The 2,089-nt window shown below is 58.6% G+C and carries 2 protein-coding genes; one reads left to right on the top strand and one right to left on the bottom strand.

Annotation, left to right across the window (positions count from 1 at the left end; translation table 11 throughout):
• Window positions 1-1,018, top strand: a 1,018-nt coding sequence (locus AAAB35_RS28255; RefSeq protein ID WP_340671652.1) for an ISNCY family transposase, incomplete at its 5' end; no start/stop codon positions are given.
• Between the two features lie 6 nt (window positions 1,019-1,024).
• On the opposite strand, the gene AAAB35_RS28260 is transcribed toward AAAB35_RS28255, so the two are convergent.
• A complete protein-coding gene (locus AAAB35_RS28260; RefSeq protein ID WP_340671653.1) occupies window positions 1,025-1,762 on the bottom strand; it encodes a hypothetical protein in 738 nt (245 codons plus the stop codon).
• Window positions 1,763-2,089: the final 327 nt, after the last annotated feature.

A 2,089-nucleotide genomic window follows, 5' to 3' on the forward strand; every position in this document is an offset into this window, starting at 1 on the left:
GCGCGACTGCTTTGGCGAACTGGTGCAGATCGATGGGTCGCATCACTGGTGGTTCGAGAATCGCGGTCCCAAATGCGCCCTGCTCGTCTATATCGATGACGCCACCGGCAAGCTTTTGCATCTGCGCTTCGCCGGATCGGAGAACACGTTCGACTATCTGCATGCGACGAAGGCCTATCTGCAGCAATGGGGCAAGCCGCTGGCTTTCTACAGCGACAAGCATGGTGTCTTTCGATCGACGCATCCGTCGAAGAAGGACAGGACAAGCGGTCTGACGCAGTTCGGCCGGGCGCTCTATGAGCTCAACATCGATATCATCTGCGCCAACACCCCTCAGGCCAAGGGTCGGGTGGAACGTGCCAACCAGACATTGCAGGATCGGCTTGTGAAGGAATTACGGCTTCGCGGCATCGACACGATCGAAGCTGCCAATTCCTATGCGCCTGAGTTCATTGCGGATTTCAACACTCGTTTCGGCAAGCCACCACGCAATCCGAAGGACATGCACCGACCACTGGCCGACCACGAGAATCTCGATGGTGCCATGTGCCGGAAGGAAGTCCGCACACTGTCGCAATCTCTGACGCTACGCTACGACAAGGTGTTGTTCATTCTCGATCCGACCGAGATTTCCAGGCCACTGGCTGGCCAGAAGGTGATCGTCTGCGACTACCCGGACGGACGGCTCGAGATCATGCACGAGAGCTTTTCCCTGCCCTACAGGACCTTCGATACGTTGCGCTCGGTGCATCGCGCGGAGGTCGTCGACAACAAGCGGCTGGACGACATGCTGTCGATCGTCGCCGAGATGCAGGCCGGCCGCGAGCAGCAACGCAGCAAGAGTGGTCCCCGACGCACCGGGCAGAAGGATCATATGTTTGGCATTCGCGACGGTAGCACAGCCAACGGCTATCAGAAGCGGGGGCGCAAGCCGGGGCGGATGACGGATTTCATGAACGATCCGGAGGTGATTGCAAAGCGGGAGAAAGCGTTGATGAGGCAGCCAGCGGCGGAATGAAGATCGTCAATGCACGCCAATGTCGCTTTGCGTATCCGATTCCAGCTGCAGGCATGCCGCCCAAAGTGGCGTCTTGTGGAAGGATCCGTCCTGGAGGAGCGTGAGCCCCTCTCGTGCCTCATAGAGCAAGCCGAGCCAGCACAAGCGTCGAAAGACGCCATACTGGAGATCGGCTTTCAACTCCCAGGCTTCTATGGTCATTTCGGTGTCCGACAGAGGCGCCAGGTCTGGATAGAGGATCTTCACAACGTCCATTGGCGTGCAACCTTCTCTGGCCTTGATGTTGAGAAGATTGAGGAACATGCGCCACCAGCGTAACCGCGCGCGGACCGCCCCTTCCCGCTCGGTGGCGTGGACATACGAATAGAGATAATCCGTGGCGACCAGATCGAAGAAGGCTTGCGGGTTCACCAGAAACTCGCGGCCGCGTCTGGTTGGCAGCAGCACATCCTTTTTCCGGCGAAGAAGCTTCAGATGACGGGCCATGTCGCGCACGACCCAAAGCGGCGGCATGTCGCCTTCATTGAGAACTTTGTTCATGCTGTAGAGGTCCTCGGCCGTGAATCCTGGCCAGAGGAAGTGCACAGCGGCCCAATGCACGAACTTGCGGTTCATGGCGCCGGTTGCCGTCAATCCGATGCCACCCTCACCGTCGGCATAGGCAACCGAAAGAAGCATGCCGCGAAGAAGTGGTGACAGCGCGGCGATGTCGACATCACCTTGCAGGTTGATTTCCGGAAGCATCGTGCGGCTTTGATCCCCAACTGCGCCACGCAAGTGCCAGCGAGTATCGAGCGGCAAAAGAACAATTGCTAGTGAGAAAGCTAAAGCCGAAAGGGTGCGTCATCACCCGCCCCCGCTCCGCCCTTTCAACCCGGCCCAGCCGGTCGGATCGAGGGCTGATCATCAGAGCCAGTGTCGCGCCTCTAGCAAGCTTTGACAATCACGCTCTGCAGACCGGTGTAGACGGGAGTTCATCCCAAGACATCAACGACCCCTCGCTTGTCGCCTCAGGATGATCTGCGCGATGAGGCTGGGTTTCAGCGTGTGGTGGAGAGTTGATATTCGAGG

The organism is Phyllobacterium sp., assembly GCF_037994425.1.
Classification (GTDB): Bacteria; Pseudomonadota; Alphaproteobacteria; order Rhizobiales; family Rhizobiaceae; genus Phyllobacterium.

Bases quoted from the DNA above. Each gene is read 5' to 3' on its own strand.
- AAAB35_RS28260 (WP_340671653.1), bottom strand. From the start codon at position 1,762: ATGCTTCCGGAAATCAACCTGCAAGGTGATGTCGACATCGCCGCGCTG.